We start from the raw sequence: 24490 nt of genomic DNA on the forward strand, positions 1-24490 counted from the left end.
AAGCCTGCTTCCGCGGGCGGCGCGGCGCACCGGTCGAGGAGCGAAGAAACACCTAACTGGAGTGAGATCCGCACCCGGGGGCATACAGAGGCCGCCGGCCAAGGATCGTCCGTCGCGGGCACTGCAGCGAAGGTTCATTCTTAACGACTGTCCCGAAAGGACTACTGCCGTTATGGCCAAGATCATTGCATTTGATGAAGAGGCACGCCGCGGCCTTGAGCGGGGCCTGAACACCCTCGCCGACGCCGTTAAGGTCACCCTCGGCCCGCGTGGACGCAACGTCGTCCTCGAGAAGAAGTGGGGCGCCCCCACGATCACCAACGATGGCGTTTCCATCGCCAAGGAGATCGAGCTGGACGACCCCTACGAGAAGATCGGCGCCGAGCTGGTCAAGGAAGTCGCCAAGAAGACCGACGACGTCGCAGGCGACGGCACCACCACCGCCACCGTGCTCGCACAGGCCCTGGTCAAGGAAGGCCTGCGCAACGTCGCTGCCGGCGCCGACCCGCTGTCCCTCAAGCGCGGCATCGAAAAGGCCGTTGACGCCGTCACCGCCGAGCTGCTGAACTCCGCCAAGGAGATCGAAACCAAGGAAGAGATCGCCGCCACCGCGTCCATCTCCGCCGGCGACGACGAGATCGGTGCGCTGATTGCCGAAGCCCTGGACAAGGTGGGCAAGGAAGGCGTCATCACGGTCGAGGAGTCCAACACTTTCGGCCTGGAACTCGAGCTCACCGAAGGCATGCGCTTCGACAAGGGCTACATCTCCGCCTACTTCGTCACCGACGCAGAGCGCCAGGAGACGGTCCTTGAGGATCCGTACATCCTGATCGTCAACTCCAAGATCTCCAACGTCAAGGAACTGGTTGCAGTCCTCGAAAAGGTCATGCAGTCCAACAAGCCGCTGCTGATCATCGCCGAGGACATCGAGGGCGAGGCCCTGGCCACCCTGATCGTCAACAAGATCCGCGGCACCTTCAAGTCCGTCGCCGTCAAGGCTCCGGGCTTCGGCGACCGCCGCAAGGCACAGCTTGCCGACATTGCCGTCCTTACCGGCGGCCAGGTCATCTCCGAGGAAGTCGGCCTGAAGCTGGAAAACGCCGGCCTGGAACTCCTGGGCAAGGCCCGCAAGGTTGTTGTCACCAAGGACGAGACCACCATCGTTGAGGGTGCAGGCGACGCCGACCAGATCGCCGGCCGCGTTTCCCAGATCCGCGCCGAGATCGAGAACTCCGACTCCGACTACGACCGCGAAAAGCTGCAGGAGCGCCTGGCCAAGCTGGCCGGCGGTGTCGCAGTCATCAAGGCCGGTGCCGCAACCGAGGTTGAGCTCAAGGAGCGCAAGCACCGCATCGAGGACGCAGTCCGCAACGCCAAGGCTGCCGTTGAAGAAGGCATCGTCGCCGGCGGCGGCGTGGCCCTCATCCAGGCCGGTGCCAAGGCATTCGCCAACCTGCAGCTCTCCGGCGACGAAGCAACCGGCGCCAACATCGTCCGCGTTGCCATCGACGCCCCGCTGAAGCAGATCGCCTTCAACGCCGGCCTCGAGCCCGGCGTCGTGGTGGACAAGGTCCGCGGCCTGCCCGCAGGCCACGGCCTGAACGCCGCAACCGGTGAGTACACCGACCTGCTGGCTGCCGGCGTGAACGACCCCGTCAAGGTGACCCGCTCTGCCCTGCAGAACGCGGCCTCCATTGCCGGCCTGTTCCTCACCACCGAGGCTGTTGTGGCCGACAAGCCGGAGAAGAACCCCGCTCCGGTCGGCGGCGGCGACGACATGGGCGGCATGGGCGGCTTCTAAGCTTCCCCGCCGGGTTATGTCCCGCTAATACAAACAGCTGCGGTCCCCTCTTCGGAGGGGGCCGCAGCTGTTTGTGGTCTGCAGAGTTTTTGTCCAGCTATGCAGGGCTACAGGCACTGGAAGTCGGCATAACTGGACAAAAACTCCGAGGAAGGGCCTACTTGGCGCTGGAAATCATGCCCTCGACTTCCTTCTTGAACGCCTCGGCCGCCGCCTGCGGGGTGAGGCGGTCGTACAGCACCTCGTCCGTGTAGCGCTTGATCACATTCTGGACGCTGCCGGCGCCCACGGGCGGGACCGGCGGGGCTTCCTGCACGTCAGGGGCGATGTCCTTCAGGAACGACACCACGGTGGTGTCGGCCGGCTTCAGGGCCGGGGTGATGCCTTCGACGATTTCCGAATTGGTGGGGACCCCACGGTCCGTCATCAGGATTTCTCCTGCTTCCTGGCTGTTGGCCAGGTAGTTGATGAAGGTGGCCGCCTCCTCCGGGTGCTTCGAACGCGATGAAGCAGACCAGAACATGGTGGGCTTGTAGTACATGCCGTTCTTGGTGGCCGACCCGTCGACGCTGGGCGCGCGGAGCATCTTGATGCTGCTGCCGGTGGTGGATTCAAGGGAACCGAGCTGGTTGGTCCACCACCAGGCCATACCCACCTTGTTGGTGCCGAAGAGGCTCTCCTCCAGGCCTGCGCCGGCGTCCTCCGTGGCCACCGTTGCCGGCGGGCTTGCCTTGGAATCGCGCTGTTCCTTCAGCCGCTCCCAGAATGAAGCAGCGGTTGCCGCGTCGAAGTCCAGCTTGCCGTCCTCGGAGTAGAGATTCTCCCCGTGCTGCCGCAGCCAGATGATCAGGTCGGCTTCGTTGCTGCCGTAGGCGGCGCCATAGCTGCTTCCGTTTCCGGCAGCGCTGATCTTTGAGGCCGTTTCCATGAAGTCGTCCCAGGTCCATGTGGTGTCATCCGGAACAGGCACGTTCGCGGCCTCGAAGACCTTGGTATTGGCCATGATGACATAGGCGTTTTGCCCCGTGCTCAGGCCGTACTGGGCGCCGTCGTACTGGCCGGACGCCAGCGCTTCCTTGTCCAGCTTCGAGATATCGATCCCGTCCTGCTTTCCGAGGTCCAGGAGCGCACCGCGTCCGCCGTACTCGGCGATGTACTTCTGGTCCATCTGGATAACGTCAGGAGCGTCATTGGCTGCGGTCTTGGTGGCCAGCTTGTCCCAGTAGCTGGCCCACTCGCCGGGCTCCGACTCGATGTTGATGTTGGGGTGTTCGGCCTCGAACGCAGCGATAACCTTTTCCGTCTGCGCATTCAGGTATTCGTTGCCCCACCAGGCGAACCGGAGGGTGACCTGCTCGTTTCCGCCGGAGCCGCCCGCGGCACCGCAGCCGGTGGCGAGGACGGAAAGGGCCAAGGCCGCCGCGCCGAGCTGGAACTTCCGCCGGGTGACAGTGCGAATCGTCATTGATGTGCCTTCCTGGTGCAGCTTCCTGTCCCGCACCCTGACGGACTGAAGAAAGCGCTTTCTCGTTTGGTACTTGCGATTGTTTCCTGAACCGTCCGCCATCGTCAAGGATTTTCGGTAACCGTTTTCCCGCCCCTATTGTCTCCGGTGTCTGGCAGGATGGACCGGTGACAATTACTGCAGCGGCTGACGGTTCAGCCTTGGGAAATCCCGGTCCGGCCGGCTGGGCCTGGTACGTGAATGACGATTGCTGGCGTGCGGGCGGATGGCCGCATGGCACGAACAACCAGGGTGAGCTGATGGCGGTGCTGGACCTGTTGCGGGCAACCGCCCACCTTCCGGATGAAGACCTGCGTATTTTGTGCGACAGCCAGTACGTCATCAACTCGATCACCAAGTGGATGCCGGGCTGGAAGCGCAAGGGCTGGCGGAAGGCTGACGGAAAGCCGGTCCTGAATGTTGAGCTGCTGAAGGAACTGGACCGGGAACTGGTCGGCCGGAAGTGTGTTTTCGAGTGGGTCAAAGGGCATGCGGGCCACGACCTGAATGAAGCGGCCGATGAGCGAGCCCGCGCGGCGGCCACCGCCTACCAGCAAGGCGTCGCGGCGCGGTCGGGGCCGGGGTTCCCTGGTGCCCACCCCGCTGCCCAGGCCCCTGCAAAAGCCGATGCTGCCCTGCGGGCCCCGCAGGCTGCGCAAGCGTCGGTAGCAGCGGGAGCGCAGCAGTCACCCGCCGGTACCGCCGGCAGCTTGGACGAGCCGGACCTCTTCAGCCAGTTGGACAATGATGCCTTCGACGTTGCTGACGCCAAGCGGCAGGCCCCGGCGCCCGAAGCCCTTGTGGAGGAACTGGAACGCGAGCTGCTGGGGCCGCTGGTACGCGGCGACATCGGGCGGACCGCCGTCCTGCTGCACCCGGACTTCTTGGAAATCGGCAGTTCGGGCCGGGTCTGGACCCGGGATGCCATGATGATGGCCCTCGAAGAGGATCCGGGGGAAAGGACCGACATCGAAATCCTGGGGGCGGACCGCATCGGAACGGGTGCCGTCCTGCTGACCTACCGCAGTTTTACGCGCGCGGGGACAGTCCTCCGGAGTTCACTCTGGGTCTTGGACGATGACCGGTGGCGGCTCCGTTTCCACCAGGGCACCCCGGAAGCCTAGCGTCCCAATCCGGCGTCCGGAGCCGCAGGGCGGGCCGATGCCTCTGGTGCCGCTCAGCTGAAGCGCTGCGTGTTTCCCAGCTCTGCCTGGGCATAGGTGGCGGCGGCGGACGCCAGTGCCGCGTTGATGGACGCCAAGGACGCCTCAACCCTGCCCTGGGTCAAGGTCCACTCGGCGATCAGTGCCTGGAAATTCGTGGCTGCGGAACCACGCCAGGTGCCCTGCAGCTCGTCCAGGCCATGCTTCATAACCTGGACGTCGGCGCTGATCCTGTCCATGGTTGCCTGCACGTTGGCGGACTTCAGCTGCAGCAGTTCGGTATCAACGGAGATAATGCCCATGGCGGCGCCCTTTCCCGGTGGTGGGCGGACCGGACCGCCCTGCCCGGCTGGTCCGGGCTGCTGCAATGAGCCTATGGGCGGCCCTGAAGCCGTGCTGCTGCTCAATCGCTATATGTGGATAACCTCGCCGCCGCTGCCCTGCGCGTCGGCCTGCAGGGGATTCCCGTCCCGGTATGGCAGGCTGACCACCAGTGTGGCGCCGCCGCCGTCGGTGTTTTCCACCCTGACCGAGCCTGCGTGCGAGCCAACGATCGCGGCCACGATGGCCAGCCCCAGCCCGCTGCCGCCGGTTTCGCGCGTGCGGGACGTATCGGCACGGTAAAAGCGTTCGAAAACCCTGGACGCGTCTTCGCTGGAGATGCCGGGCCCGTGGTCCCGAACCTCGATGATGGAGCGTGCCTGGCCGTCCGCCATCCTTACCCCAACGGCCAGCTCGATGGGGCTGCCCGGCGGGGTGTAGCGCAAAGCGTTGCCGACGAGGTTACCCACCACCTGGCGGAGTTTTGCCTCGTCTCCGAGCACCGGTGCAGGCGCGGCCGGGCCGCCGTCCAGCCCGGTCAGCGAGATGACGCGGGAGCGGTCGCTGGCCTGGGTATCCACTACGGCGTCGTGCGCGAGCAGCTGCAGGTCAACCGGCTTCTGCTGAAGCGGCCGCTGCTCATCCAGCCGGGCGAGCAGGAGCAGGTCCTCGACCATGGACCCCATGCGCTTTGCTTCGCTCTCGATCCTGCCCATGGCGGTGGCAACGTCCTCGTCCGTGGTCAACGCGCCGTGGCGGTACAGTTCGGAGAAACCGCGGATGGTCACCAAGGGGGTCCGCAGCTCGTGGGACGCGTCGGCGGCGAACCGGCGCATCCTGGCCTCGGAGGCAGTGCGTGCTGCGAAGGCGGTTTCAATGTGCGCGAGCATGGCATTCAGCGAGCTGCTGAGCCGGCCAAGTTCGGTGGCGGGGTTCTCCACCTCAACGCGGCGGGACAGGTCGCCCGCGGCGATGGCAGCTGCCGTCTTTTCCACCCTGGCGAGCGGGCGGAAGGACCGGGACACCGTCCAGCTGGCAATCAGGGACGCCAACAGCAGCGTGAGCAGGCCGACCCCGATCACCACGAGCGTCGCGTGCTTCAGGACATCATCCACGCTCCTCAAAGGCAGGCCGATCACCACCACGGCTGCACCCTGGTTGGTCTGTACGGGAACCGCGACTACCCGCCAGTTCTCGCCATCCGTGCCCCGGACCTGATAGGGAACGACGCCCCGCCCCTGCGCTTCTACTACGCTGATCGACTCGATGTCGGGGTGGATCTCCGGGTCACCGCCGAAGGGTTGCGGGTCCTCGCCCGGTACAAAGAGGACCAGGGAGTAGTCGGTGGGCACTGCCGGATTGGGGGTCAGCGGGGTGAACGAGCCCTGCTTCCGGGCAAGACCCACAGCGGCGTTCAGCTTGTCGTCCACCTGGCCCTGGAGGTAGCTGTGCAGCAGGGCCAGCGTGCCTGCCCCGGTTACGGTCAGGGCGACCATCAGCAGGGCCATGATCATGGCCACCAGCTGTGTCCTCAGGGAGGACGATTTCCACCGTTCGAGCAACGTCAGCGCTTTTCTGCCGTCCGGAGCACGTAGCCCACGCCGCGCTTGGTCTGGATCAGCGCCGGGGCATCGGGATCAATATCCACCTTCCGGCGAAGGTAGGAGATGTAGGACTCAACAATGGACGCGTCGCCGTTGAAGTCGTACTCCCAGACGTGGTCCAGAATCTGCGACTTGGACAGCACCCGGTTGGGGTTGAGCATGAGGTAGCGGAGGAGTTTGAACTCGGTGGGGGAGAGCTCGATGACTATGCCGCCGCGGCGCACCTCGTGGGCGTCGTCGTCGAGCTCGAGGTCGCCGACGCGGATGACGGCATCATCATCAATCAACGGCTGGGTCCGGCGCAGGACCGCCCGGATCCGGGCCACCACCTCATCGAGGCTGAACGGCTTGGTGACGTAGTCGTCCCCGCCCACGGTCAGGCCGGTGACCTTGTCCTCGGTGTCATCCTTCGCGGTGAGGAAGAGGACCGGGAAGTGCTTGCCGGACGCGCGCAGGCGGCGGGTGACGGTGAACCCGTCCATGTCCGGAAGCATCACGTCCAGCACGGCCAGGTCGGGAGCGTGGGTGTCCGCAGCGGCCAGCGCGTCCCGCCCGTTCGCAGCGGAGACTACCTCGAAGCCGGCAAACCGCAGCGAGGTGGACAGCAGCTCGCGAATGTTGGGTTCGTCGTCGACGACAAGGAGCTTCGCTTCAGGGCCGTTTTTGTTCATGCTCCCATCATGCTCCCAGTCACTGGGAGTTGTCTGGATGTTCCATGGGAGGAGGATGCAGGAAGGAAGGTCTACTCCGCCCGGTTGCCCGATGCCCCGCCGTGTACGAACGGCGAGGAGTAGCCGCGGTATTGCAGGTGCATCATCATGCCTTCCGCGGCATGGGCCAGATTATGGCAGTGATCCATCCAGATGCCGGGATTGTCCGCCGTGAGCAGTACCTCCCAGACCTCACCGGGCAGTACGTCAAAGGTGTCCATGCGCAACATGTTGCTCTCGGGCGCCTCGCCGTTCCTGGCCAGCACGCGCACGTGATGGCCGTGCGGATGCATGGGGTGCGGTTCGGAGGTCCGGTTTACCACCGTCACTTTGATGGTGTCGCCAGGGTCAACGACCAGCGGTTCGATGTGCGGGTATGCGGAGCCGTTCACTGTGTAGGCGTAGCGCGGCACGCCGTTGACGAACCGCGGTTGCCGGTCCAGCACCATAACGGCGGTGCGTGTCCAGGCAGAAGCGGAAATTGGTTCTTGGACAGGGGCAGAAGCCGGGCCGAACAGGTCCAGTTCGGCGCCGGCGCGGAAGCCCGCTGCCGCCGCCTCCGGGCGGCCTCCGCCTGCAGGGACAAGGACGACGGCGGCGCTGGCGCTGCCTTCAAGGCGCAGCGTGACCGGATGCGCGGGCATGGTGAAGGTTGCGTCCATCCTGCCGCCGGCGCCGATCCTCAGGATGGTCCCGGAAGCATTACTGGCGGGCACCGTGATGGGCTTGTCCAGATCCGTGCCGTCCACCGCGGCCACCGTGTACGGCGCTCCCAGAATCTGGTACCGCTGCGGCAGCGAGTCGGTGTTGACCAGCCGCAGCCGCGCCTCTGTTCCCGCTTCGGCGGCGTGGTGCTGGACGCCGTCGGAGCTGCCCAGGAGCGTAAGTGGTCCCAGGGAGTGGCCTGCCACCACCAGATCCGTGGCAGGCTGTGGTTGCCGTGGATCGCGGACCACCAGGGTGCCGTAGAGGCCCTTGCGCACGCCCTCGGACGACATCTGGTGCGTGTGGTACCAGTACGTCCCGGACTGCCGGGCCAGGAACCTGTAGGTCATGGACTTTCCGGGCAGCACGGCGTCCTGGGTTGTGCCGGCAACCCCGTCCATGGCATTGGGAACGTCGTAGCCGTGCCAGTGGAGCGTCACCCCGGAAGCGACGTCCCTGTTGACCAGGAGCACTTCGAGGACGTCGCCCAGCTCTGCTTCCAGGGCCGGCCCCGGCAGCGACCCGAACGTCCACGCCTCAGCGGTCTTCCCCAGGGGCGAGGTGACACGCTCCTGCCGGGCGGTCAGCTCAAAGTGGCGTACCGGGGCATCTGGCGGCAGCTCCCCGGTGAGGTCGGTGACAGGGCGGATCGCCGGCCCTGCCGCGCCGCCGTGCTGGTGCCCGGCAGCGGCGATCGCCATTCCCTCGGCGCTGCGGCTGCCCAGCCAGGCCAGGCCGGCACTGCCCAGGAGGGTGGCCAGCATCAAGGCACCCACCGCACTGGCCGCCGTCGTCCGCCGGGCGGCATGCTGTGGTCCGAAAAGCAGCCAACAGACGAGCCCGGCACAGCCTGCCAAGGCCATAAACACCGCAACAGAGGAAGGATGCGGCGTGTAGCCCAGGATGAACGGCACCAGCATTGAGGACACGGCACCCACAGCCGCCCACAGGACCACGACCGGCGCCGGAAATCGTCCCCCGGCCGGTGGTGCCGGCCTGCTTTCAAGCCGGCCTGGGCGGGGTGCGGCGCGAAGGCCGGCCACGCCGCCTACCATCGCGGGGAGCACCAGCAGGGGGAGTCCGACGGCGGCACGTTCGGCGGCGAACCACCAGCCGGTGGCGGCCAGCGCCCCCACTGCCGCGGCCTTGGCAGCGGTGAGGACCAGTGCGGCCGCAAGTGACGGAAGTACCAGCCGGGCACTTACCGCACCTGCCGACGCCGGACGCCTGCCGGTGTCCAGCAGCAACCAGGCCGCGGCGCACCAAGCCGCGGCGGTCAGGACCGACAGGACGAGGTCAAGCCCCAGCAGTTGCGAGGCGCCCATGAAGGTTCAACTTAGACCTGGGCGGTGCTGCCGGCCTCAGCCCTGGCGACGGCTGGCTGGGAAGCCCGCAGGAGGGCACGCGAACGGAGGAAGAGCCAGTAGGACATGAAAATTATCAGCATGCCCGTCACAGGATGGATGGACGCCACCCAGGAACCTGCAGGAGTGACGAAGTCCTCTGACGAGCCGGTCAGCATCCCGCCCACGATGAAAATCAGGAGCTGGACGATGGACATCAGGAAGATTCCCACCGCCAGCCAAATTGTCCGCTTGCCGGCCCGCGCCAGGGCAGCGAAGATGATGGCCAGCAAGGCCAGACCCCGCAGCACGAACTGTCCGTTGAGCGAGTGGAAGACTGCGGCCTCGTGCATCTCTTCCTTGCTGTTCTGAAAGACCATATACCCGGCGAAAAACAGCTGCAGTACTCCGGCGGCCAGCAGCAGTGCGGCCACCCCGAACAACACCTTGCGCATTGTCTTTCCTTTGATGTCAGCAGCGTTGTGGATGGAGCCCAGCGTGCTGCCCGGAGGGCCTCGCGAATCATGGTGGCAGTGCCGTCGCGCGGCCGCAAGGGTGGAAAACCCCCTACCCCACGGTATTTCCCCCTATTTATCCATTCGGTGTGCGCTGACCTTCACCAGCCGGTAGTTCCGGGTCCTCCCTTGAACGGTCCCACCACGCGGCTGGTAATCCAGCCGCCGTAGAAGTTCCCGGGCTGGGGGAGTACCTGTTCACCGTCGACTTCGCAGCGGTCCATCCTGCCCGGGTAGACGGTGACGCGGTCGGCCAGGGCCTCAAAGCCTGCTGCAGGGTCAGGGTAGAACCAGGCAGCCCGTTCCGCGGCCACGCCGCCGCCCCGAACGGTTAGATAGCGGGCGGAGCCCTTGAACTCGCAGAAACTGCTTCCCGCGGCGGGCTCCAGCGCTCCGGGCGTGAACGCCGACCGGGGCAGGTAGTAGACAGGCGGATGGCTCATCTCCAGGACGCGGAGGGAGTCCGTGGTATCAACGATCAGCTCGCCGCCCAGGAAGATCAGGATGCGTTCGCTGGCAGGCTCAACCCGTGGCGGGCGCGGGTAGTCCCACACCGACTCCTGGCCGGGTCCGGGTACCTCGCGGACCGGCCCCTTGAACAGGCCCATCAGGAGGCCCTACTCCGCTGTCTGCACATCTGTGGCGTCCATGATCCGGTAGGCGTACCCCTGCTCGGCGAGGAACCGCTGGCGCTTCGCGGCAAAGTCCTGGTCCAGGGTGTCCCTGGCTACCAGGGAGTAGAAGCGGGCCGCACGGCCGTCCTTCTTGGGGCGCAAGAGCCTGCCCAGCCGCTGCGCCTCCTCCTGCCGCGATCCGAAGGAACCGGACACCTGGATGGCAACGGAAGCCTCCGGCAGGTCGATGGAGAAGTTGGCCACCTTGGACACCACGAGGGTCTGGACTTCGCCGGCACGGAAGGCATCAAACAGCTTCTGCCGCACCTTCACCGACGTGTCACCCTTGATGACGGGCGCATCCAGGCGCTCGCCGAGCTCGTCCAGCTGGTCGATGTACTGGCCGATCACCAGCAGCTGTTCGCCGGCGTGCCGGGCCACGAGCTGCTCCACCACCTGCGTCTTGGACTCCGAGGTCGAGCAGAGGCGGTACTTGTCCGCGTCGTCGGCCATCGCATACGCCACCCGCTCGTCCCTGGGCAGGTCCACCCGGACCTCCACGCAGTCGGCGGGGGCGATGTAGCCCTGCGATTCGATGTCCTTCCACGGCGCGTCGTACCGCTTGGGCCCGATCAGGCTGAACACCTCGCCTTCCCGGCCGTCCTCGCGGACCAGCGTGGCAGTCAGCCCCAGGCGGCGGCGCGCCTGCAGGTCGGCCGTCATGCGGAAAATCGGGGCGGGAAGGAGGTGCACCTCGTCGTAGATGATGAGGCCCCAGTCGTGGCCATCCACCAGTTCCAGGTGCGGGTACAGTCCGCCGCGTTTGGTGGTGAGGACCTGGTAGGTGGCGATGGTGACCGGCCGGACCTCCTTGACGGAGCCGGAGTACTCGCCCACCTCGTCCTCGGTGAGGGACGTCCGCCGGAGCAGTTCGTCCTTCCACTGCCGGGCGGCCACGGTATTGGTGACCAGGATCAGCGTGGTGGTGGAGCCCGTGGCCATGGCCGCCGCCCCCACCAGCGTCTTGCCGGCGCCACAAGGAAGCACCACCACGCCGCTGCCGCCGGCCCAGAAGTTTTCGCTGGCCAGGCGCTGGTACGGCCGCAGCTGCCAGCCGTCCTCGTTCAGCGCGATCAGGTGCGGGGTGCCGTCAACGTAGCCCGCCAGGTCCTCGGCCGGCCAGCCGATTTTGAGCAGCTGCTGTTTGAGCTGGCCGCGCTGGGACGCGTGCACCACCACGGTCTCGCCGTCGATCCGGGGGCCAAGCAACGGCTGGATCTTCTTGGCCCGGGTCACTTCCTCCAGCACGGGATAGTCGTCCGTGCGCATGACCAGCCCGTGTTGCGGGTCTTTTTCCAGGCGGAGCCGGCCGTACCGGGACATCGTCTCCTCGATGTCGATCAGCAGCGAATGGGGCACCGGGAAGCGGGAGTACTTCAACAGGGTGTCCAGGACCTTTTCCGCGTCGAGTCCCGCCGCCCTGGCGTTCCACAGGCCCAGCGGCGTCAACCGGTAGCTGTGCATATGCTCAGGCGCCCGCTCCAGCTCCGCAAACGGCGCGATGGCGTGCCGGGCTTCCGTGGCCAGCCCGTGGTCCACCTCGAGGAGGATGGTCTTATCGCTTTGGACAATCAGGGGTCCGTCGTTCACGCCGAAAAGTCCTTCACTGGCGCAGTTCCTCTGCAGCCTCGATATCGATGATCCGGTGGATGGACAGGACACGTTCGGTTTCCTTCGCGGGATCAAAAACCCGCACGCGCCCGCCGCTTACCGATATGGGAACAACCACTTCCAGGTTGGCATTCCCCAGGCTGTCCACCACGTTCATGCTGATCCGCTGTTTGAGCCTGATGGCGCGTTGCAGGGCTTCCAGTCCCAGCTGGGTGGCGGTCTCGCTTCCGTGGCGCCCGGCGGCGGAGTGCCCGACGGGGGGACCTGCCTGGCGCAGCACGGCCAGCTGGGCGTCCACGTCCTCCGCAGGCGGCGCGGAGCCGGGCGGGGTATAGACGGGGCGGAGGTTTTCCTGCGGGGCAGTGCTGCGCCGGAGCCGGAGGGAGGGGTCCTCCACTCCGTCAACCGACGGCGAGAGGCCAAGGCTGCGCAGGACCTGGGCAGCTTCCCGCGGCGGCGCCGTGGACAGCAGCACCGTGGGAGCGATCTGGACCAGGCCCAAAGCCGCCGCGCGCGGTCCCGAGAGGAGTTCGAGGAGCGCTGTGGCGTCGTCGGACTGGATGAAACTGGCGGCCTGCCCCACCCGGAGCCGCCCGTGCCGGGATGCGGTGTCCTCCACGAGGTATTCAAGGGGCTGCGGCACGGCGGTGGCGGAGTGCTCACGCAGGAACTCCAGCAGGCCGGCAGCGTCATAACCGGAGTCCAGGGCACGCCGGACGGAAGCTTCCGAGAACCTGTAGATGGTGGCGGGTCCCTGGCCTTCGGGGTCCGCCACGACCTGCAGCTTTTCGGCCAGCCCCGGAGCAAGATAGCCCGGGGCGACGGCCGTCAGGTCTGCCTGCAGGAGGACGTGGTTCAGGGCTGCCGGCAGATGCTCTCCCAGGATGGCCAGTGCGGCATCCGGGTTGTCCTCGGCGAAGGCGCTGCCCAGCTGTGTCAGCGCACCGGACCCGACCAGGCCGAGCAGTTCGGCTTCGGCGAGGATCCCGCGGATCAGCGAGCTGAAGCGGCGTGCCATGCGGGGCTGGGCCCACTCCGCACGCTGCAGGACGGCGGCGGCGTCAAGCACAGGGGCCGCCCCGTCTGGAGCTGCCGCCTCCATGGTCAGTTCGTGCAGGATCTCCAGGACGCGCTTCCTGATTACTGGCGCGTCCGGGCGCTGCGGCTCCGCGGACAACGCCACGATGGTACTGCCGGAGGCGGTCCGGTGGCCCGCCGGGACGCCCTGCGCCCCGTTCACCGGCTGGCCCACCAGCGACGGCACCCGCTCGCTGGCCAGCCACGCGTTCACCAGCCACAGCCACTGTTCCTGCCGCGGCAATCCGAGCCACTCAAGCTGCTCCGGCTGCGCCCAGGTGGACGAATCCACATCCAGGCGGATCAGGCCGGCAAGTCCGCACAGTTCCAGCAACAGCCCCACACGCGGCTGGTCAACCCGGAGCACCTCGCCCAGCCGCCGGGTCTCGCGCACGCCCACACCGCCGCTGCGCAGTGTAGCCAGAGGCTGGTCCCGCACCGAGTGCAGCAGCTCACCCACCAGCCGCAATGTTTCGGAGATGGCGCTCATGGCCGCGTTCCGCCGCAGCATCGCGGTGGTCCTGCCCAGCTCGGGGACGGGCGGCGAGAGGGCGAAGTCATTGATGATCACGCCGCCGCGCAGCGACAGGCCCACGCTGTGCGGCAGTTCGACATGGGCGGCGTCCAGCGGCACCAGCAGGCCGCGGGCCAGGAGCCAGTCGACAGGCCCGACGTCGGACGCTTCCGTCAGCACCGAAGCCTTGCGTTGCGCCTGGGGGACGGCACCCATGGCCCAGTTGCGGAACCTGGCGAGCAGCGCCGTCGTCCGTTCCGGTGCTCCGGCGAGGATGTCCCGGAGGGCCTCCGGCGAGGACGTCCAGTGCTGCAGCGCCAGGGCAGCTTCCATGGGGGTGGTGGCGTCCCGGATCGCTGTACCGCTGCGGTGCAGCTCGGAGACCAGCTGGACAGCCCGCTGCGCAAATGCGGGCTGGAGCCGGACAAGCTCCGTGTAGCTCCTGCCCAAGCCTGCAGGGTAAAGGCCCACCACGTCCTTCAGGCAGCCAACGGGGAGGTAGAAGCGCTGCTTCGCGGCGGAGGCCGGAGCCCCGTGCGGCGGCGGGACGCGGTGGACCAGGGCAAGCTCCTGCAGCGCGCCCAGGATCTGTTCAACCGTGGCGATCGTCGCGCCGGAGATCATCTTCCGCAGGCCGGCGGCGGAGGCGCTGTGCTCCGTGTCCGTGTTGGTGCAGAGGTGAAGGGTCTCAAGGACCTGCATCTGCGGCCGGTTGAGCCGTTCGAGGGCCCGCTGGACGCTGACCCGCGAACTGGCGCGGGCGGCCAGCGCCGGAAAGTCCGGAACTGCCGGCGAAATGAGGTCCGGCCGCGCGGCGAACAGCGCCCGCAACGAATCGTCGCTGCGTGCCTCCAGGTCCTTGCTGAGCGCGCGAATGAGGGACATCAGTCCAACGTTACCGCTGGTCAGTCTTTCCCGCCCGGCGACGCCCGGCAACACTGTCCAGGACTAAAAAGAGCATCAGGAGGAACGCCACCGGCAGGCCGTACAGCGCCGTATAGGTGACCCAGGCCGGCGCCACCGTACCGGCAAATGCAAACGCCATCACCGCTCCCACTGCTGCCAGGGAAAGCACGGCAATGACTGCGGCCCCGATCATGATGGGCCGCCGGTAACGCGAGGGAGTCATGGACGTAACGCTACCGCCCTGCCTGCACCGCAGGGTAACCGGGTGAACAGCGTTACCCGGCGCCTGCGAAAGCAGGATCTGGCCACCGGGCAGGATAACCTTGAAGCATACAGACCAACACGGTTCGTGGCTGCCATACCTTGAACCCGCACAACAATGCGGATGCGGTGGCGGCCGGCCGTGTGTCATGACAGCAGAACGAAGAAGGTTGATTACGTGCCTACCGGCAAGGTCAAGTGGTATGACAAGGACAAGGGCTTCGGGTTCCTCGCGGGCGAGGACGGCCAGGAAGTCTTCCTGCCCAAATCGTCGCTGCCCGAGGGCGTGACGGAGCTCAAGGCCGGCACCCGGGTGGAGTTCGGTGTGGCCGACGGCCGGAAGGGCGCCCAGGCCCTGGGCCTGCGGGTGCTGGACAAGACGCCGTCCATAGCCAAGGCGAAGCGCCCTGCCGCCCGTGATCTTGCGCCGCTGGTGCAGGATCTGGTGACAGTGCTGGACAACCTGTCCGGCACGCTGTCCAAGGGAAAGTATCCGGAAGGCAACAAGGGCAAGGCCATCGCGGCCGCGCTGCGTAAGGTTGCCGACGAGCTGGACGTTTAGGCATCCATGACCCCGGAAGCTGAACAGCCGGAGGCACAGGAAACATCCGGTTCCGCCCCTGCTCCCGCTGCGGCGCCGTCTGTGGCAGCGCCCAAGAGTGTTGCCAGGCGCCCCGCCGGGGTGCCCGTCTGGCGGACCGGAAAGCCGGACGCCTTCCTTGCTGCTGCCGTGGATACGGCCCGCACGGCGCTGGAGGGCATCACCGCTGCGTCGTCCATCGGATTACATCTCGCCGCGAAGAGCGAGGGTGACCGGCTGGTGACGCACCTGTTCGAGTCGAAGCTGGCCGGCTACGTGGGTTGGCAGTGGTATGCCGTGCTGACGCGCAACTCCCGCTCAAAGGTGGTCACCGTGAGTGAGCTGGGCCTGCTGCCGTCAGAAGATTCGATCCTTGCCCCCGAGTGGGTGCCGTGGGCCGAGCGCGTGCGGCCTGAAGACGAGCAGCAGCTGGATGAGGAGTCCCAGGGGACGGACGACGCGCCACAGGAGGGTGACGTTGCCGGTGGCGATCCGGGGGATGCGGACGCGGACGCCGGCGGCATCACCGGCTCCGATGCTGCTGACGCTGATTACACTGACGCCGCCGCTGTCCCTGGGCCGGCGTCAGCGGACGACGGCGGCACGGACCAGGGCGTGGACGTCCCTTAGGCAGGGTCAAACAACGGCGCCGCCCCGGGCAGGACCCGGGGCGGCGCCGTCGTGCTTTGAGCGCTGACGCGCCGCGGGCTCTTACTTGCGCAGTTCGCCCACCACGAAATCGATGCTGGCGAGCAGTGCTGAGACATCGTCCGGCTCGATGGCAACGAAGGTGGCGATCCGCAGCTGGTTGCGGCCCAGCTTACGGTAAGGCTCCGTGTCCACCACGCCGTTGGCACGCAGCACCTTTGCCACGACGGCGGCGTCCACGGACTCGTCGAAGTCGATGGTGGCGATGACGTTCGAGCGCTCATCGGGGTTGGTGACAAACGGGGTCGCGAATTCGGAAGCTTCAGCCCACTGGTAGACGCGTCCGGCGGAGTCAGCCGTCCGTGCGGCGGCGAAGTCCAGGCCGCCGTTGGAGTTCAGCCACTGCACCTGGGCGTCAAGGGTCACCAGGGTGGTCAGCGACGGAGTGTTGTAGGTCTGGTTCAGCTTCGAGTTGTCGATGGCGGTCTGCAGGTCCAGGAAGTCCGGGATCCAGCGGCCGCTTTCCTTGACACGGGCAGCGCGCTCCAGCGCGGCGGGCGAGAACAGGCCAAGCCACAGGCCGCCGTCGGACGCGAAGTTCTTCTGCGGTGCGAAGTAGTACACATCGCTTTGGGCGACATCCACGTCAAGGCCGCCCGCCGCCGACGTCGCATCAACCAGGACCAGCGAGCCCTCGTCGGCGCCCGCCACCCGCTTGACGGGGGCGGCCACGCCGGTGGACGTCTCATTCTGGGGCCAGGCGTAGACGTCCACTCCTGCTTCCGCCCTGGGCTCGGGCCGGGTACCCGGTTCGGACTTGATGATCGAGGAGCCATCCAGGAACGGTGCCTTGTTGGTTGCGGCAGCAAACTTGGAACCGAACTCGCCGAAGGAGAGGTGCTGGGCCTTTTTCTCCACCAAACCAAAGCTGGCGACGTCCCAGAACGCGGTGGAACCGCCGACGCCCAAAACAACTTCATACCCTTCCGGGGCGCGGAAGAACTGTGCCAGGCCTTCACGGACCGAGCCCACGAGGTTTTTGACGGGGGCTTGCCGGTGGGAAGTGCCGAGGATGTTCCTGGATGCGGCGGACAGCGCATCAATCTGCTCCTGGCGGACCTTCGAGGGCCCGGCGCCGAACCGTCCGTCCCGGGGAAGGAGATCAGCGGGAATAGTGATGCTGGGTTCGCTCACAGGGGCTCCAATTTCGGCGTGGACACGGCTGGGTCCGGACGGGTATTCGGTAACTGGCGGGCAGCCTGCAACGGCTGCACCTGAGGCCGATCCCATTCTGCCTGAACAGCTCTTGACACGGGAACCGAACGCGTCATAGTCCAGCCTCTGAGACGCGGCCACACACCCGTTCCAACTATTCGGACTAAGTCAAAATAGGCTAAGCTAGCCAACGGACTACGTCGCAGTAAAAGGCGATGCGGTGGGACTACGCAAGGTACTGCGCTCGAGGAGCTGAGCTGGATGACGGATCTGATCGACACTACGGAGATGTACCTTCGGACCATCCTGGAACTTGAGGAAGAGAACATCATCGCCCTGCGCGCCCGCATAGCGGAGCGGCTGCGGCACTCCGGGCCCACCGTTTCCCAGACAATAGGCCGGATGGAGCGTGACGGCCTGGTTGTGGTGTCCGGTGACCGGCACCTGGAACTCACCGAAGTCGGGCGGAAGCGCGCCACCGAGGTGATGCGCAAGCACCGGCTGGCTGAGCGGCTCCTCGCGGACGTTATTGGACTCGACTGGGCGTACGTCCACGATGAGGCGTGCCGGTGGGAACACGTGATGAGCGAGCGGGTGGAACGGCGCATTTACGAGATGCTGGACCATCCCACCGAGTCCCCGTACGGCAACCCGATTCCGGGCCTTGCCGCGCTCGGCGGCGAGGTTCCCGTGGCCCCGGCCGACGCCGCCGTGAACCTCCTCGAGGCCATTAAGTCCTACGGCCCGGCTTCGGCGGTGACAGTCAGCCGGCTCGCCGAACCCATCCAGGTGGAACCGGAACTGCTGGCCCAGCTCGACGAGGGCGGCATCCGCCCCGGTGCGGCAGTGGCGCTGGAACGCGTGGGCGACTACATCTCTGTCCGCGTTGCGGGCATCGACGGCGCGCTGGAGCTTCCGCCCGAGGTGGCAGCGCACGTTTTCGTGACCGTCAGCTAGCTCTTTTCGCTCCCGCCTGATGTTGGTTACGCGAAGATAACGGAATTGTTACTTTGAGGGTTAAGCCCCTATAGTTGAACCAAGCGTTGATACTAAAGCGTTACCTGATCCGGAGCCGAGCTCTGCCAGCGGATCAGGAGCACGAGCACTAACTGGCAGAGGCGGGGGAACCACAAGCGGCAGACGGGGGACTGCCTTGGGGTGAAGTCCGTCAGCAGCAAGCCTCTTCCAGTGAAGGAATCCCTCCGGGAAATCTCTGTGCCGAAGCTTGCTTACGGCGGACCGGGTCTTTGAACTCTCTGACCCGAATCCGACAGCTAACTTCGCAGGCTTCCAGAGAGGAATCCTTCTTGTCCATGCAGACCTCCAGGGGGCGCCGCCGCGCGGCCGGCCCCGCTTCTGCCCCCCGTGTGGCCGAAGTCATTCACACGGAGCGCCCCCGCGATCTCCACCGTGATGCGCGGCGCCGCCGGGGTCCGTTCCGGCAGATTACCGAGTTCGCCTCCGCCAGCGGCATCGGCCAAAAGGCCGGCATCGCACTCGCCGCCACCGGCATGGTCCTCACCGTGACCGTTCCTGCCACCAGCCCGGTCATGGCCACCGAGGAATCCGGCATTGCGCCGGTTGCTGTCACCTCCATCACGCCCCAGCCGCAGATTTCCGCCGAAGCAGGGGCCCAGATCGACTTCAGCCGCTCTGCTGTAGTGACCCAGGCTGACCCGGACGGCAAACTCAAACAGCTCCTCAGCGCCCAGTCCGCAGGCGCCGTGTCCCGGGCCGCATCCGTGGGAAGTCTTGGTGCGCCGCTGGCCTCCATGACCACGGCATCACCCTTCGGTTACCGGATCAGCCCCATCACCGGCGGCTCCGGCGACTTTCACCGCGGCCAGGACTATGTGGCGCAGTGCGGCACCTCCGTCCTTGCTGCCGCAACCGGTACCGTGACTTTTGTGGGCTGGCACCAGTACGGCGGCGGAAACCGCGTGGTGATCGACCATGGGAACGGCCTGGAGACCACGTACAACCACCTGTCGTCCTTCAGCGTGACGGAAGGCCAGACTGTCTCCCGCGGTGACGTTGTGGCCCTCAGTGGAACCACCGGAGCCTCCACCGGCTGCCACCTGCACTTTGAGGTTCAGGTCAACGGCGAAGTGGTTGACCCGACCGGTTGGCTCTAGTCAAATGACGGCGAACTCTCGAATCGTTATGACTGCTCGTGACCTGAATGTGACATTCGAGGAAAACTGCTGTACCGTCTAACTCGCGTCAACTTTTCCGAAGTTGACGCTCTTGTGCGGATTGCCTAACTCTGCCACCGCTCAAGGTCCGTTCGCATTTCATCGTCTGGCAGGGGCGGGGGAACCAATTCTGGTCTTCGTTACGAAGGCCTTGGGGTTAAGTCGCAAAGCTTCCTTCGAAGCGGCGCGGCCGGGTGACTCCCATCCGAATCCGACAGCTCACCTCGCAGGCATTGGGAGAGGCTACCTTCGTGTCTTCACGCCATAGTTCTGCGCGCCACCGTGCGCAACCGGTTCGTACCAACCCCCTGGACGCAGTGTCCAGGGCTGTTAGTGCCCACGCCGGGACAGTAGGTCGCCAGGCTGCCGTTGTCGCAGCCGCTTCGGGACTTGTCCTGGGCATGGGACTGCCGGCCAACGCTGCAGACACCACCGCTGGTGTCTCCGCTTCCACCGAGTCCGGTCCCGCCACCGCCCTCGCCGTTACCGCGGCCCCCACTGCCACCGTTTCCTTCGAGCGCCCCGTGGTCACCACGGTTGCCGCTCCCGTCGTGGCGCCGGTGACGGCCCAGTCCACGGACAATGAGGACGAGGATACGAACACCGCCTCCAGCGCCTCCGCAGCTGCTGAGAAGGTTGTGGCCACCGCGGCGTCCGCAGCCACCTCCGGCCTCGCAGCCATCGCCTACACCGGCATTGGCAGCCCCTACGTCTGGGGCGGCACCAGCCCCACCTCCGGCTGGGACTGCTCGGGCTTCACCCAGTGGGTCTACGCGCAGGCCGGCATCAGCATCCCGCGCGTCAATGCCTGGACCGCCATGACCCCCACCTCCACCCCCCAGCCGGGTGACCTGGTCATGCAGAACGGCGGCGCTCACGTCGGCATCTACGTCGGCAACGGCATGATGATCAGCGCACTCAACCCTTCCCAGGGCACGCTGCTCCACTCCGTGGCTGCCACCGGCAGCTCCTCCTTCTACACCCTGGCTGGCTAATCAGTTCTTGGGGCTTCGGCCCCAGGAACTATTTCTTTGCCGCCACTTTCCGCTAAATCACAATCCCCGTTCGGGGCGCGCCGACGTACCCCCAAGATGCCGGCGCGTCCAAAACTCTCGGGCTGCCCACAGGCGCCGAGGAATTCGAAAGAGAGAACTGATGAGTACTCGTGCAACCGCACGGCACCGCGCCGAGGTCACCAAAACCAACTCCATCGCAATCATCGCCAAGGCTGTTGGCGATAACGCAGGAGGCGTAGGACGCCAGGCCGCGGTCATCGCCGCCGCCTCCGGCCTGGTCCTGACCAGCGGCATCGCAGCCAACGCTGCCGACGCCAACATCCAGCGCGAATCAGCCCCCGCCTCGGCCCTCGAAGTTGAATCCGCGATCGAAGCCCCGATTTCCGCGGCCTCCACGATCGCCATCACGTACGAAAAGCCCGCTGTGACCACCACACCGGCACCAGTCGTCGAACCCGAGCCGGAAGTTGTCGAGGAGGAGGCGCCCGCACCGGCCCCTGCAACGCAGACTGCTGCAGCGCCGAAGGTTACGGCCACGGTCTCGGCCGCTTCCGCTCCGGCCGCGCCCGCCTCCGCCAGCGGCAAGGGCGCAGCGATCCTGTCCGCAGCGTACGCCCAGCTTGGCGTGATGCAGGACTGCACCATGCTGGTCACCAACTCCCTCGCCGCCGTGGGCATCAACTTCCACGACTGGCCGGCAGGGTACCTGTCCCTGGGCCGCACGGTGAGCGCCGCTGAGGCCCAGCCGGGCGACCTGATTTACTACGCCGACGGCGGGGCCGGCATGGCCCACGTCGCTGTCTACGCAGGCAACGGCCAGGCCGTGCACGGCGGCTACAACGGCAACCAGACCGTTGTCTTCAGCGCCAACGTTGGTTCCGGCCCGGTCTTCATCCGCGTCAACTAACGCCCACGTACCCCGGCCGGAGGCCCCACCGGCCGGAGACGCAAGAGGAACCCTGCCAGACTGGCAGGGTTCCTCTTGCTTTAAGATCCGCAGGGGAGCTCTCCGGCGGCGCGGGAAGGCCCTCGGGTTGCCTCCGTCGCGTTGCGGGTTTGGGGACGCGGCGGAGGCTGTGATAGGGCGATTAGCTGATAGTGCACTTCTTTGTTTACTCTTGTGGTGTCGATCCATAGCCCGAACATGCCGAGGGCAGCCGGCCCTCGTGCCCCTGACGGGTGCGGCCGTGAAGAGGTACGTGCATGCGCACTCTCGTTCTGAATGCTGGATATGAACCGCTGGCGGTTGTGACCTTCCGCCGGGCACTGGTGCTTGTGCTCACGGGCAAGGCAAGCGTAGTGGCCGAAGGGGACGACCCCGTGGTGGGTCCCCAGGAGATACTGGGCCGGCCGTCGGTCATTCTCCTCAACCGCTACATCCGACCCAGGTACAACCAGGCCACGGCTGTGAGCCGCCGCGGAGTACTGCGGCGCGACGGGCACAAGTGCGCCTACTGCGGCAAGGCTGCCCACACGATTGACCACGTCCACCCGAAGTCCCGCGGCGGAGCCGATTCCTGGGAGAACCTGGTGGCCGCCTGCCTGCGCTGCAACAACACGAAAGGCGACCACACCCCGGCGGAGATGGGCTGGAAGCTGCGGTTTGAACCCGAGCCGCCGCGCGGCAGCATGTGGCAGATCAAGGAACTGGAAAAGCCCACACCGGCATGGGATCCGTTCCTGCTGCCGGAGCGCGCTGCCTAAGGATCGTCCCTGACGTCGGCGGATGACCCCGCCGGCTCCCGGGAATCGCTAGGCTGGAACGGTGGACCACGACGCACCGGAATATAACGCACTGATTCTTGCAGGTGGCCGGTCATCCAGGCTGGGCGGAGCGCCAAAGCAGTGCCTGGTCTTCCAGGGCTCCACCCTCCTGGAGCGTGCCCTTGCTGCGGCCTCGGGCGCCCGCCGCATCGTGGTGGTGGGGCCTGATGTAGCGCTCCTGCCGGAGGGTGTGCTCTCCTGCAGGGAACAGCCGGAGTTCTCCGGTCCCGCCGCCGGCATCGCTGCCGGTCTTGACGCCCTGGCCGGCGACGGGCACCAACCGGCGTACACCCTTGTCCTGGCGTGCGACATGCCGCTCGTAGCGGAGGCCGTGGAAGTCCTGAAAGCCGCGCTTGCAGGGCACGACGGGATGCCGGATGCGGTGATGGCGCGCAGCGCCGATGAAGCGTCGGGAGGCCGGCTCCAACCGCTCGCCGCGTTTTACCGCACAGCCGGGCTACAAAAAGCGGTTGGTGAGCTTGCGGCCAGGGGAGCCCTGGTCAACGGCTCAGTCCGTTCCCTCCTTGCTAGTCTTGACGTGCAGCTTGTCAGCGTCCCTGCTGAAACCACCGCAGATGTGGATAGTTGGGACGATGCCGCGGCACTCGGCATTGCCGCCGGGCGCCAGGGCGGGTTCCAGGGCCGGGGTAACCAAAGTTAAACGTGGGAGGCAGTTCATGAAAAGCCAGGATGAAACGCTGGACGAATGGTGCAGGTCCCTGCTCCAGGCTTATGAACTCGAAGACGTCCAGGTTGACATCAACGCCATCCTGGCCCTGGCCGGTGTGGCTGCGCACTCCGTTGTCCGCCCGGCAGCCCCGCTGACCACGTTCATTGCGGGGCTGGCCGCAGGACTGGCTTCCGGCCCGGGCAAAGCACCCGACGCCGCGTCCGTGGAGTCATTCCTCTCCATCGCCCGCTCGCTGGCAGCCGATTACGACTCTGAAGCCGCCGGGACTCCCGGCGAATGACCGAAGAAGTCCCGCCGGCAACCCGCCAATCCGAAGAGCAGGAAAAACACCACCACCTTGCCCACACCTGGCAGGAAGCCCGGGAGGCAGCCTTTGATGCAGCCACGCCGATCCCCGCCGGGCAGGTTGCACTCGAACTCGCGCTGGGCCGGCGCCTCGATGAGGATATTGTGGCGCTGCAGGACATGCCGCATTACGCCTCGTCAGCCATGGACGGCTGGGCAGTTAACGGAACGGGGCCCTGGATCCCGGTGGAGCCGGGGACCAGGCTGGCCCCGCACCAGGCCAGCCCCATCGTCACCGGCGGCCTGATCCCGCCCGGCGGCAAAGCCATCCTGCGCAGTGAAGCGGCGGTGCTCGGCACGGACGATGACGGTTTACCGTTGCTGACCACCGGCGGAACCGCACGGCCGGGGGAACCGCGGGCCGGCCAGCACATCCGGAAAGCGGGGGAGGAGGCAGCGGAAGGGGAAGTGCTGGTCAAAGCGGGCGTGGTGCTGAATCCGGCACACCTGGCGTTGGCCGCCCTGGCCGGATATGACGAACTGCGGGTCCAGGGCAAGCCCCTGGTGCGGCTCCTCCTGACCGGTTCCGAGGTGGTGGCGCACGGGATCCCGGTTCCCGGGAAGGTACGGGATACGTTCGGTCCGCAATTGCCGGCAGTGGTCTCCATGTTGGGCGGTATCCCGGGCGGACAGCAAAGGATCGGGGACTCTTATCCGGAATGGCTTGCCGCACTCGAGGACGTTGTTCCGGATGTTCCCGGAGCTCCGGACCTGCCCGCCGACGTCGTCATCACTACAGGTGGAACAGGCCGGTCCGGCACTGATCACCTGCGCCGGGCAGTGGCCGAACTGGGAGGCCGGCTTGTGATTGACGGAGTGGCCATGCGCCCCGGACACCCTGCCGTCCTGGCTGAACTGCCCGACGGCCGGTTTGTTGTGGGCCTTCCCGGCAATCCGCTGGCGGCCATGATGGCTCTTTGCACTATTGCGGCCCCGCTGCTCGCAGCTCTCGGCCACGGCACGATGCCCCCGGTCCGGGAGGTGCCCTCCGGAACGGTGATCGAACCCGATCCCGGCCGCACCCGCCTGATGCCGTTCCGCCTCCTGTACGGCATGGCGTCACCGGCGCAGCACGCCGGACCGGGCATGATGCGCGGACTGGCCGCCGCGGACGGCGTCATGGTTGTACCGCCGCATGGCGTGCAGCTGGGCGAGCCCGTCCCCGCCTTCGCCCTCCCCTGGGGCCCGCCCATACCCGAACCCGCCGATGCCGCAGCCAGGGCCAAACCGAAAAACGCCGGCCGGACTCCCCGGACGGGTGCCAGGAACGCTGCGGCCGGTCCGGTGGACTGGAGTGCACTCCTTGGTTGAAGCCGTCGCCCCGGTT

At 66.5% G+C, this 24490-nt stretch carries 23 protein-coding genes and 2 riboswitches; of the genes, 12 read left to right on the forward strand and 11 right to left on the reverse strand.

Annotated elements, in window-relative coordinates:
• Window positions 1-172: 172 nt before the first annotated feature.
• Complete coding sequence (gene groL / locus ACLH0K_RS04270; protein ID WP_411375602.1) at window positions 173-1801, forward strand: chaperonin GroEL; 1629 nt, start codon at window positions 173-175, stop codon at window positions 1799-1801.
• A 157-nt stretch (window positions 1802-1958) separates the two neighbouring features.
• On the opposite strand, the gene ACLH0K_RS04275 is transcribed toward groL, so the two are convergent.
• Window positions 1959-3266 (reverse strand): ABC transporter substrate-binding protein, encoded by a 1308-nt coding sequence (locus ACLH0K_RS04275; RefSeq protein WP_411375603.1) that lies wholly within the window; start codon window positions 3264-3266, stop codon window positions 1959-1961.
• A 167-nt stretch (window positions 3267-3433) separates the two neighbouring features.
• Between ACLH0K_RS04275 and ACLH0K_RS04280 the strand changes: the two genes are divergently transcribed.
• A complete protein-coding gene (locus ACLH0K_RS04280) occupies window positions 3434-4429 on the forward strand; it encodes an RNase H family protein (protein ID WP_411375604.1) in 996 nt (331 codons plus the stop codon).
• A gap of 53 nt (window positions 4430-4482) precedes the next feature.
• Here ACLH0K_RS04280 and ACLH0K_RS04285 read toward each other — a convergent pair whose 3' ends face one another.
• The 9 genes from ACLH0K_RS04285 to ACLH0K_RS04325 all read right to left on the reverse strand — a co-directional run bounded on the left by ACLH0K_RS04285 (window position 4483) and on the right by ACLH0K_RS04325 (window position 14671).
• The gene (locus ACLH0K_RS04285) at window positions 4483-4770 is read right to left on the reverse strand and encodes a WXG100 family type VII secretion target (protein WP_411375605.1); all 288 of its coding nucleotides are present in this window, start codon (window positions 4768-4770) and stop codon (window positions 4483-4485) included.
• A gap of 108 nt (window positions 4771-4878) precedes the next feature.
• Entirely contained in the window at window positions 4879-6351 is a 1473-nt protein-coding gene (locus tag ACLH0K_RS04290) for a sensor histidine kinase (protein ID WP_411375606.1), read from the reverse strand.
• A 2-nt stretch (window positions 6352-6353) separates the two neighbouring features.
• Entirely contained in the window at window positions 6354-7064 is a 711-nt protein-coding gene (locus ACLH0K_RS04295) for a response regulator transcription factor (RefSeq protein ID WP_411375607.1), read from the reverse strand.
• A 71-nt stretch (window positions 7065-7135) separates the two neighbouring features.
• The gene (locus tag ACLH0K_RS04300) at window positions 7136-9133 is read right to left on the reverse strand and encodes a multicopper oxidase family protein (protein WP_411375608.1); all 1998 of its coding nucleotides are present in this window, start codon (window positions 9131-9133) and stop codon (window positions 7136-7138) included.
• Between the two features lie 11 nt (window positions 9134-9144).
• The gene (locus ACLH0K_RS04305; RefSeq protein WP_411375609.1) at window positions 9145-9606 is read right to left on the reverse strand and encodes a hypothetical protein; all 462 of its coding nucleotides are present in this window, start codon (window positions 9604-9606) and stop codon (window positions 9145-9147) included.
• 161 nt (window positions 9607-9767) lie between these two features.
• Window positions 9768-10274, reverse strand: a complete 507-nt coding sequence (locus tag ACLH0K_RS04310; protein ID WP_411375610.1) for a DUF427 domain-containing protein — start codon at window positions 10272-10274, stop codon at window positions 9768-9770.
• Between the two features lie 9 nt (window positions 10275-10283).
• The gene (locus tag ACLH0K_RS04315; protein ID WP_411375611.1) at window positions 10284-11930 is read right to left on the reverse strand and encodes a DNA repair helicase XPB; all 1647 of its coding nucleotides are present in this window, start codon (window positions 11928-11930) and stop codon (window positions 10284-10286) included.
• Between the two features lie 13 nt (window positions 11931-11943).
• Window positions 11944-14427, reverse strand: coding sequence for a helicase-associated domain-containing protein (locus ACLH0K_RS04320; protein ID WP_411375612.1), 2484 nt, complete (start codon window positions 14425-14427; stop codon window positions 11944-11946).
• 10 nt (window positions 14428-14437) lie between these two features.
• Window positions 14438-14671: a hypothetical protein gene (locus ACLH0K_RS04325; protein WP_411375613.1), complete on the reverse strand. Its 234-nt coding sequence runs from the start codon at window positions 14669-14671 to the stop codon at window positions 14438-14440.
• A gap of 216 nt (window positions 14672-14887) precedes the next feature.
• On the opposite strand from ACLH0K_RS04325, the gene ACLH0K_RS04330 reads away from it, so the two are divergent.
• Window positions 14888-15271, forward strand: a complete 384-nt coding sequence (locus tag ACLH0K_RS04330; RefSeq protein ID WP_138139041.1) for a cold-shock protein — start codon at window positions 14888-14890, stop codon at window positions 15269-15271.
• A 6-nt stretch (window positions 15272-15277) separates the two neighbouring features.
• Window positions 15278-15919, forward strand: coding sequence for a DUF3027 domain-containing protein (locus ACLH0K_RS04335; RefSeq protein ID WP_411375614.1), 642 nt, complete (start codon window positions 15278-15280; stop codon window positions 15917-15919).
• 81 nt (window positions 15920-16000) lie between these two features.
• Here ACLH0K_RS04335 and serC read toward each other — a convergent pair whose 3' ends face one another.
• Window positions 16001-17131 carry a phosphoserine transaminase gene (gene serC / locus ACLH0K_RS04340; RefSeq protein ID WP_411375615.1) on the reverse strand — a complete coding sequence of 377 codons (1131 nt, stop codon included), beginning with the start codon at window positions 17129-17131 and terminating at the stop codon, window positions 16001-16003.
• A 282-nt stretch (window positions 17132-17413) separates the two neighbouring features.
• On the opposite strand from serC, the gene ACLH0K_RS04345 reads away from it, so the two are divergent.
• The 8 genes from ACLH0K_RS04345 to ACLH0K_RS04380 all read left to right on the forward strand — a co-directional run bounded on the left by ACLH0K_RS04345 (window position 17414) and on the right by ACLH0K_RS04380 (window position 24474).
• Window positions 17414-18109: a metal-dependent transcriptional regulator gene (locus ACLH0K_RS04345; RefSeq protein WP_411375616.1), complete on the forward strand. Its 696-nt coding sequence runs from the start codon at window positions 17414-17416 to the stop codon at window positions 18107-18109.
• Between the two features lie 103 nt (window positions 18110-18212).
• Window positions 18213-18455, forward strand: a riboswitch (cyclic di-AMP (ydaO/yuaA leader).
• 10 nt (window positions 18456-18465) lie between these two features.
• Window positions 18466-19287 (forward strand): M23 family metallopeptidase, encoded by an 822-nt coding sequence (locus ACLH0K_RS04350; RefSeq protein ID WP_411375617.1) that lies wholly within the window; start codon window positions 18466-18468, stop codon window positions 19285-19287.
• Window positions 19288-19399: 112 nt separating this feature from the next.
• Window positions 19400-19594: riboswitch (cyclic di-AMP (ydaO/yuaA leader) on the forward strand.
• A gap of 70 nt (window positions 19595-19664) precedes the next feature.
• A complete protein-coding gene (locus ACLH0K_RS04355; RefSeq protein WP_411375618.1) occupies window positions 19665-20342 on the forward strand; it encodes a C40 family peptidase in 678 nt (225 codons plus the stop codon).
• A 160-nt stretch (window positions 20343-20502) separates the two neighbouring features.
• Entirely contained in the window at window positions 20503-21270 is a 768-nt protein-coding gene (locus tag ACLH0K_RS04360; RefSeq protein WP_411375619.1) for an NlpC/P60 family protein, read from the forward strand.
• A 296-nt stretch (window positions 21271-21566) separates the two neighbouring features.
• Window positions 21567-22067, forward strand: a complete 501-nt coding sequence (locus ACLH0K_RS04365; protein WP_411375620.1) for an HNH endonuclease — start codon at window positions 21567-21569, stop codon at window positions 22065-22067.
• 61 nt (window positions 22068-22128) lie between these two features.
• Window positions 22129-22788 carry a molybdenum cofactor guanylyltransferase gene (locus ACLH0K_RS04370; RefSeq protein ID WP_411375621.1) on the forward strand — a complete coding sequence of 220 codons (660 nt, stop codon included), beginning with the start codon at window positions 22129-22131 and terminating at the stop codon, window positions 22786-22788.
• A gap of 16 nt (window positions 22789-22804) precedes the next feature.
• Window positions 22805-23098 (forward strand): DUF6457 domain-containing protein, encoded by a 294-nt coding sequence (locus ACLH0K_RS04375; protein WP_171027588.1) that lies wholly within the window; start codon window positions 22805-22807, stop codon window positions 23096-23098.
• Window positions 23095-24474 carry a molybdopterin molybdotransferase MoeA gene (locus tag ACLH0K_RS04380; RefSeq protein WP_411375622.1) on the forward strand — a complete coding sequence of 460 codons (1380 nt, stop codon included), beginning with the start codon at window positions 23095-23097 and terminating at the stop codon, window positions 24472-24474. Before ACLH0K_RS04375 ends, ACLH0K_RS04380 begins: the two co-directional genes overlap by 4 nt.
• The last annotated feature ends 16 nt before the right edge of the window (window positions 24475-24490 follow it).

The organism is Arthrobacter sp. MPF02, from assembly GCF_046605375.1.
GTDB lineage: Bacteria > Actinomycetota > Actinomycetes > Actinomycetales > Micrococcaceae > Arthrobacter.